General features: G+C 45.2%; 7 protein-coding genes. 2 read left to right on the top strand and 5 right to left on the bottom strand.

Annotated elements, in window-relative coordinates:
• Nucleotides 1–207 precede the first annotated feature (207 nt).
• Nucleotides 208–2,064, bottom strand: a complete 1,857-nt coding sequence (sppA, locus tag ACKPQ4_RS07490) for a signal peptide peptidase SppA (protein ID WP_407680566.1) — start codon at nt 2,062–2,064, stop codon at nt 208–210.
• 90 nt (nt 2,065–2,154) lie between these two features.
• Between sppA and ACKPQ4_RS07485 the strand changes: the two genes are divergently transcribed.
• Both ACKPQ4_RS07485 and ACKPQ4_RS07480 read left to right on the top strand, forming a co-directional pair.
• Complete coding sequence (locus ACKPQ4_RS07485; protein ID WP_407680565.1) at nt 2,155–3,606, top strand: TonB-dependent receptor; 1,452 nt, start codon at nt 2,155–2,157, stop codon at nt 3,604–3,606.
• Nucleotides 3,607–3,679: 73 nt separating this feature from the next.
• Nucleotides 3,680–4,273, top strand: coding sequence for a hypothetical protein (locus ACKPQ4_RS07480; protein WP_407680564.1), 594 nt, complete (start codon nt 3,680–3,682; stop codon nt 4,271–4,273).
• Nucleotides 4,274–4,282: 9 nt separating this feature from the next.
• Here ACKPQ4_RS07480 and ACKPQ4_RS07475 read toward each other — a convergent pair whose 3' ends face one another.
• The 4 genes from ACKPQ4_RS07475 to ACKPQ4_RS07460 form a co-directional block, all read right to left on the bottom strand.
• Nucleotides 4,283–5,173 (bottom strand): endonuclease/exonuclease/phosphatase family protein, encoded by an 891-nt coding sequence (locus tag ACKPQ4_RS07475; protein WP_407680563.1) that lies wholly within the window; start codon nt 5,171–5,173, stop codon nt 4,283–4,285.
• A gap of 4 nt (nt 5,174–5,177) precedes the next feature.
• Nucleotides 5,178–6,821 (bottom strand): hypothetical protein, encoded by a 1,644-nt coding sequence (locus tag ACKPQ4_RS07470; protein WP_407680562.1) that lies wholly within the window; start codon nt 6,819–6,821, stop codon nt 5,178–5,180.
• On the bottom strand, nt 6,818–8,287 hold the full coding sequence (locus ACKPQ4_RS07465) for an FAD-binding oxidoreductase (protein WP_407680561.1): 1,470 nt from the start codon (nt 8,285–8,287) through the stop codon (nt 6,818–6,820). The genes ACKPQ4_RS07470 and ACKPQ4_RS07465 overlap by 4 nt, the downstream gene beginning before the upstream one ends.
• A 64-nt stretch (nt 8,288–8,351) precedes the next feature.
• Nucleotides 8,352–8,510: a hypothetical protein gene (locus tag ACKPQ4_RS07460; protein ID WP_407680567.1), complete on the bottom strand. Its 159-nt coding sequence runs from the start codon at nt 8,508–8,510 to the stop codon at nt 8,352–8,354.
• Nucleotides 8,511–8,519 lie beyond the last annotated feature (9 nt).

The following is an 8,519-nucleotide window of genomic DNA, read 5'->3' as shown; positions in this document are numbered from 1 at the left end:
AGCTCAGATTCTCCAACCCGGTACATTCCACTGGCATCGCGCAGGGTGACGGATCCCCCTAGTGACTGGGCAATGCTGTAGGTAGCACCTTCTGCCAGGTTGATTTCATCTCCTGCCGGGATGATGGTCGCGGTACAGGATCGGGTAAGGGTAACAGTTTGGTTCATAAGTTAAAGTTAGATGGATATTGTTTTGTATAAATAATAATTAAGGTTGAAAGCCAAAGGACCCACGATACCAGGATAACCACGAATAGGTTCGTCGGGGATTGTCCAGTGCACGGATAACAGACTCGGCACCCTTCAACCCACTTGCACCAGCCAGAACTTGCAAGGCTGATATTCGCGAAGATGTATGGGATTTGGCTTCTGCATCTAGCATTTCTGTAAATTCATCCATGGGATTGCTGACCTCGGGAATTTCAATCACTTCAAAATCATCACCCAACTCTGCCAATTCAGCTGCCCGATCAATGGCATCGTATAAACCGCCAAGTTCCTGTACCAAACCAATTTCTTGGGCATCTTCTCCCATCCATACCCTTCCCTCGGCATGCTTATGAACAACCTCAGGAGTAAGGCCACGGCCATTGGCTACAAGATCCACAAATTTCCCATAGAGAGATTCCACATGGGTTTGTAAAACTTTCATTTCCTGCTGAGTTTTCGGACGGGAAACTCCAAGCAGATCAGCAGACGGATGCGTCTTTACCGAATCGAAAGAGGCCCCAAACCGGGCACCAAGACCCTGAAGGTTGGGAAGTAACCCGAACACACCAATGGATCCGGTAATCGTTTGTTTATGAGCGAGTAAAAGATCACAATCTGTGGCAATCCAATACCCACCTGATGCAGCAACTGCACCCATGGAAACCACCACGGGCAAACCCTCCTTACGAGCCCGGCTGATTTCCTGCAAAATGGCATCGGATCCAGATACACTTCCTCCCGGGCTGTTGACGCGCAATACAATAGCCCGACAATTTTCATCGTTCCATGCTGAGCGTATCCGACTAACAATCTCACCTCCACCTACCATGGATCCATCATCCGCCCATCCATCAACGATTACACCCTCTACATAAATCACTGCAATCTCAGGATTACGAAAATGTCCTTCAGGTCCCTGAAGGGATTCACCAGGTTGCGGGCGGTCCAAATAGTCAATCAGAGCAACCTCCTCGTACCAATTGTCATCCTCATTCAAAGCTCCCTTCTCGATAATCAAATCGATAAATTGATCATGGGTAAGGATTTTATCAATCAATCCATTCTCCATTGCATCTTCCGACTCGAATAAAAAGTTGGTAGCCAAGGTGGTATTCAATTCATCAACTGAAAGATCTCTCCGCTGGGCAATAAACCCGAGATAATCAGCCCAGCGAACATCTAACAACCGTTTGATTTGTTCGCGGTTTTCCGGGCTGTATGCATTGGAAGTAAAAGGTTCAACCGCTCCTTTATATCGACCGGTCCGGATAACCTGTACACCAACCCCATATTTCTTGAGAGTATCTCCGAGAAACAAATCGCCACTGGCCAAACCATTCAGAAGCAAAGTGCCCGATGGATCCATGTACAATTCATCACATGCGGCAAAAACCAGGTAATCGAGTTGGGAAGGACTGTGACAGAACCCAATCACCGGCTTACCCGAGCCCTTAAAATCTTCCATGCCCTCGATCATTTCACGCACCGTGGAATATCCGCATCCATAATCCTGTGGCTGAAAACTTCCTTTCACCAAAATTCCCGAAATTCGTCTGTCCGTCTTTGCCTTCCTCAAGGCATCTAGAACCTCCAGTAAATGGGCCTGCATCGGCCTAACTTCATCAGTCAAGGCTTGTTCAGCAACATCCTCGAAGGTTAGCCCTCCTGGACGCTCAGTCAGATTCATGGTAAGATCGAGAACAAGAAAGGAAGACTTTCTAATTTCCGGCTTTGGGCTTTCAAGAAATGAAGCAAAAATTCCCCCGAGAAGGAAGAAAAAGACCAAAGCAAAAAGAATGGTCGATACTATTGACACTGCGAATTTTCGCAGAACTTCGGAAAAAAACTTTTTCATTCGTTTAAAGATAAGAAAAAACACCTGATTAGACTAAAGGTCGAAGAAAAACTTTGCCTGTCATCGGAAATCCAACATCGTGCGATAGTCATGGATGACGAACCTCAAAGTGTTGAACGCAAGGCCTTGCGTATTAATTTGGACCCTGCCAAGTATGGTACCTTTGCCGAAATCGGGGCGGGTCAGGAAGTGGGCAGAAATTTTTTCCAGGCGGGTGGAGCCGCTGGCACGGTAGCAAAAACCATTTCTGCCTATGATATGAAATTTAGTGACTCCATCTATGGAGAAGCCGGTCGCTATGTTTCCCGGCAACGCTTGGTGCAAATGTTGGAACACGAATTTTATCTGCTCGACCAGCGCCTCACCCCAGACCGGGGTAATGAATCCACTTTTTTCGCCTTTGCCAATACGGTGACCGCCCTTAACTACAACAAGACCAACGAATGCCATGGGTGGATGGGAATACGCCTGCAGCTTGAACCGTTAGGAAAACCCCACGACATTATTCTGCATGTCCGTATGCTTGACCGGGACAACCGTTTACAACAGGACGCAATTGGCAGACTTGGGGTAAATATTGTTTACGGGGCATTTCACTTACGGGATGAACCAGGCAAATTCATCTCCGGATTGCTCGACGAAATTGGCACCGATCGCATTGAGGTGGATATGATTGAATTCAATGGACCAGATTTTCAGAAACGGGATAATCGTATCCTCTGCCTCGAACTCATCCGTAACGGTCTTACCCATGCAGTGATGTTCGATGAAAGCGGCCATGTGGTACAAGCCGCAGAAAAGCTCTACAAACATTCCTGCCTGATTGAACGTGGTAGCTTTCGTCCATTGACCAAGGTGAACATCGATATGTTAGAGAAAGCTAAAGCTCAATTTATAAATCGAGAAGAGGTAGATGAAACCAGGCTCAAGGTATTTATGGAACTTACCCTAGGTTCGTTGGGAGACGACGGCGATGTGGATCATGATGATTTTATCGCCCGTATTGAAGTGATTAATGCCTGTGGTTACGGTGTATTAGTTACCAATTATTTTGAGTATTATCGACTATCTTCATACTTACGAAACTTGGTCAAGGAACCGATTGGATTGGTGCTTGGACTTAACAACCTCGCCGATATCTTTAAGGAGGAATACTATTCCAGCTTGGATGGAGGAATTCTCGAAGCCTTTGGCATTTTGTTTAAAGAAAACCTCCGTATTTATGCCTATCCGATCGAACAGGAAACCTTTGATGCATACAGCCAGCAAATGGGCAGAGGGGATAATGTCGAAGCAGTCGCCAACGAGGATGGATTGATTACCATAGACAACCTTGTGGTCGCAGAAAACCTGAGAAATCTTTATAAATATGTTCGGGAGAATGGATTTCTTGAAACCATTGAACATTGCGATCGTGATAACATGAAACTCTTTTCAAGGGATGTTTTTCAAAAAGTATGTTCCCGCGAGACAGGATGGCAGGAACCACTCCCCCAACCCGTCTGCGAAATGATTGAATCCAAAGGCTTGTGGACTTGTTAAACCAGGTCTAGTTAATGCCTACCCTCTTATGTATCTTTCCAACCCGCAACGAATCAAAAAAGTATTGCTGCATTTGGCAAATCGACCATTCGACCTTCCGTTCTATCTAAAAAATTCTTTAGGCTCCCAATCTCCATTGGATTTACAACTTCCTTGGTGGAGTCTTTCTTCTATTCGCTATGTTGAAAAAAAGATTCCTGATTCATTAAAGGTGTTCGAGTGGGGTTCTGGGGGTTCGACCTTATTTTTAGGTAAAAATTTCCACTCGGTTAAATCGATCGAACACGACACCAAATGGTTTGAGGAGGTTAACCTAAAGGTTAGCCAATCTAGGTTAGCTTCTATACAATTAAGATTAGCCGAAATAAATTTGGCTAATCAAGAAGCCTTCGAGAACTGTGCATATTTAAAGGCCCTTGATCATGAAGTGGACTTTGTAGTCGTCGATGGAGAAGATCACTTTGGACCTGACTCCACATGGTCTGCGAGAACGAGTTGCTTTCAAAAAGCCCAGAAATTTATTTCCAAAGGGGGTATTATTTTGGTGGACGATTCATGGAGGTATCCAGAAATCAGAAATTTATCCAAAGCAAAGAACATAGAGATTCACGAAGGAATAGGTCCGTGTAGAGCCGGTGTAACCTCCACAGACTTACACTTTTATTAATTTAGATTACTAAAACTCAAAATCCGCGTAGACCATGCGGTGATCGGAACCCTCGAGGCATCGTAGGTAATCTGCAATTCTAGCCGAACCCTCAAGGTAGTGCTCTTTCATAGATGGACTGGCCAAAAGGTAATCCAGGCGGTCATAACTATCTTGCTTGGCATAGTAATGAGTCCAGAAATACCCAAGGCTATCCCGACAGGGAAGCATATGGCTTAAGACTGTTTTATTCACTTTGAGAAAGCGTCTCAAAGGGGCGGTATTTTTAAAATCATTAAAATCTCCAACGATCATGTGGGTTGGGTTGGTTTCAGGCAGATAGGTTTGACGTATAAAATCCCTCATTGCGCGTGCTTCCTTTTCTCGTAAATCCGCAGCCTGGGGATCATCCTTTCTCTCTGTCCATTTGCTCTTCAAATGAAGATTAAATAACCTCCAGGTTTTTCCCTTGGTACGAAATTCGACCTCCATCAACCCTCTTCTTGGTCGCACAGTCTCGTTAAAATATGAGAACTCTATGTTAAGATGAGATTTTTTTGAGATAATGGGCAATCTGCTTAGCAAAGCAAGGTGGCGCTGTTCATCGTTTTCTCCCCGCACCCAGTAGGAATGTTTATAATGGCCAATTCCTGAGCCGTTTAAATCTCTCCATAATTCATTGAGATAGTGTGGTTCTCCTATCTCCTGCAATGCCAATATATCTGGACTCACTCGGCGAATCATGGAACGAATTATACCGTTTTCAATTTCTGGTTTAGGGTAGTCCTCACGCCAATAACCAGCAACCAACCGATCCATCACTAAGTAATTTTTTACATTGTAGGATGCAACCCTTACTCGATCCCCAAACAGGGAAAATGCGAGAAGTAGAAAAAATAAAAGCTTAACAAATATTAGCAATCCATCAACCTGCACCGCGAATAACTTTTAAGTCCAAGCGTTCGCTTTTTTTAATTTCTAACCTCTGCTTGAAGTCGCCGGGGGTTTTTGAAGATCCTGCTTCGTGCCCATCCATACTCTTCAAAAGAATGTAGGCTCCCTGCACAGGAAATACTTGAGAATATCCATCCCACCATGACAAACGTGCTGATCTTGTGCTTGCAGATTTTACTTTAATTTTGTGCTCACCAAATGGAGATCCCCTAAACTCAGCATATTTGATTGGGTTGTAATCCACAGATTTTTTCCCACCTTTAGAAAATCCGTCTTTAATATCATCCCATTTCTCATTAAAGGGAAATTTAAGTGTCTTCCCGGCAACGGGATCAACATACAGAGCACCATCACCCGCGGCTTCTTTAATTTGTTCAAATGTTGCGTTCGCCGCATCGATAATTGAGGGTGCTTTCAAATCTATCCTCAGGATGGATGGAAACTCTTCACTTTTTGGCTCTTTTGCCTTTCCCCAAAAAGACATACCAGCGTGAGAGAACTCAAAATTATATTCAAAAGTAGAGCCATTTTCCCATTCCCCTTTTACAGTGGTTGTTCGACGGTCTTGAGATACAGGGGGTGATGAAGCGAGGCTTTTAACACGTCTTCTATTCCAGCCTCGTCCTTCTGACTTCGAATATCCATAAATATCTATTGCGATGGGAGATTTTTGCACACGGGCACCATTCTCATCTAACAACCAAATATGTGCCAAGCGCCCGTTAGCATGCAAACCTCCTTCAAAAGCGACACTCTCAAGGTAGGTATTGTATCCTTTCCACTTTCCTGATCCATACCTCTCCAAGACTTTTTCTCCTCCCCCAAGAATTGTCGGCACCAAGGACTTTTTAAGTTTTTGCAGGGCTTTCCCCAAAGCGATAGTTTGTGGATCCAGTTTCGTCCAAGGTAATGACATCGGACTGGATCGGCCGCGGATTTTAAGATCTACTCCCTGATCGTCTGCAGATACAAAAGATGCCTGCAATGGGCGTCCATCGGAGCTAGTCCAGGTGTGCATCTTATCCAAATCAGCTTCCACCACTTTTGGGGGAACAACTTTTACAGGTTTTGCCGGGGCAGCAGGTTTGGGAGGAGCGGGACGGTGCTTTGTGGCTAAGGGCTGTAAAAGTTTGGCCAATGCCTGTGACTCAAGGGCGAACCTGTCTAATCCTATGGTAAATTCCTTAGCTCCACCATTCATTGATAATGTGAGTTGGTCTCCCTTGAGAGAAACAAACTTTGCCTTCAGTGCCCGACCGTCAGCACTTTGCCAATCATGTTCTACATCCAAAGCTTCGGGCCCGAGTAAATCTTCGGGCACTGCAGCGAGAATCTCGTCGAATGGAGAAGATGTGGCAGGCGGAGCCTTGGGTGCGGGTGCTCCCAGTTGTTTAGCTAATGCCTGCGATTGAGTGTCTAAAGTATTCAGAGGCAAAGGAAAGACTTGGCCGTTCCATTTGATGGTTACAGTTTGAGCGACATTATCGAAAGAAATAAATGACGCCTGTAAAGTGCGGCCCTGCAAATCAGTCCATGGATAGAGCTTCTCGTCTTGGCCAAAAGTAGATAATAGAGGTAAGCTGAGGATGAGGGCGATTAGGTAGGGCTTTTTCATACTTCCTGTGGTTTTGGTTCTTTGTTTTCGATTTCCCATGACAATGTCACGGATTTCTTTTTTTGTTCCCAAGGATGGAAAACGTCAAAAATTTTTCCCGGATTTAAAATTTTGTTTGGATCAAGAGCCTCTTTAATCGCCAGCATTGCCCGCCACTCTGCATTATTAAATTGTTCGCGTACAAAAGGAGTCTTGGCCAGTCCCACTCCATGTTCCCCACTAATCGCCCCCCCCAGTTCGATGACTTTGCTCATCAATTCTTTAAGGGCGGATACCGCACGACTGGTTTCCTCTGAATTTTCTTCATCGTACATTAAATTAACATGCAAGTTACCATCTCCACAGTGTCCAAAGACTCCAATTTTGATGCCATAAACTGCCCGTAACCTTTCAACTGCCCCAACTAATTCCACTTGTTTGCCCAAGGGAACAACCACATCTTCATTTAATTTTGTAGAGGCCAGTTTTTTCATGGAAGAAGATCCCTGGCGACGAACTTCCCACAATTTCTCAGCCTCCTCCAATGAATGTGCCGAGCGATGAGCAAGGGCAGTCGTTTTTAACCAGCCTTCCAATTCCTTAGTCTGCTCATCCACCTGACTTTCCGAACCGTCCAGTTCGATCAGAAGCATAGGATGGGGAGTGATACCGGGGAAAACATCCGTACCGACATATTTTTGCAGGCAATCAATGGTCCATCGGTCGAGGTATTCAAGAATGGAAGGTCGTAGACCAAGTTTGCGAAGTTTTCCTGGTGAGGACAAAGCCACCTCATCGTTTTCAAAAACTCCAAGAAAGGTACGCGTGCTTAAAGGAAGATCCACAAGTCGCAAAGTTGCCTCGGTTACCACACCTAAGGTACCCTCACTGCCAATCCACAAATCGCGGACATTATAACCGGTCGCAAACTTACGAGTCGCCCTGCCCCATTCCACATATTCTCCACTTGCGAGATATCCTGCCAGAGACAGTACATAGTCCCGGGTCACCCCATACTTCACGCAGCGTAAACCACCAGCATTACAAGCTATATTCCCCCCAATTGTACAAAATTTCTTAGAGGATGGGTCGGGCGGATAAAACAAGCCACTTTCCGCAGCCAAGCTTTGTAAATCAGCCACCACTACACCCGGCCCACACCTTGCAAGCTGATTACTCTCGTCGATATCCAAATGATTCAACCTCGAAAGATCGAGCACCCATCCGCCCGCTATGGGAGTCGCACCACCCGTAAGGGATGATCCCGCACCTCTTGTGGTTACGGGGATTGCATGCTCATTAGCAATCCTCAGGACATCCCCAACCTGCTCGGCTTCCTTCACCCTAATAACCGCATCAGGAAGGAAGCTAACCTTAAGCCCGTCATAGGATGCATCTTCTCTGGCTTGTTCTCCAAATTCGACACAATTGCCTAAAAGCTCAACGAGCTTGGATGAGGCATTAGCTATGTCAGTACAATCATTCATTGTTCCAAATACTTATACAAATAGGAATTCTTAAACCATGCAAGAAACGAACCATCCATTACAGCTATTCTTTAACCTTTGAGGAATTCATCCAAGAAACGAGTAGCGACCCCATTAATAATTGAAACAAATGATAAGCAGTTATGGGAATAATCATGGTAGCGAAGAGCGAATCGTGATCGCTTGGAATTATTGCAAAAGCCAGGGGTATTCCGGTTGCCAAGGATTTTTG

The organism is Candidatus Chordibacter forsetii (assembly GCF_964187505.1).
GTDB classification, from domain to species: Bacteria; Verrucomicrobiota; Verrucomicrobiia; order Opitutales; family Seribacteraceae; genus Chordibacter; species Chordibacter forsetii.
The sequence above is the reverse complement of the archived record's forward strand: the minus strand, read 5'-3'. Positions and strand labels throughout refer to the sequence as shown.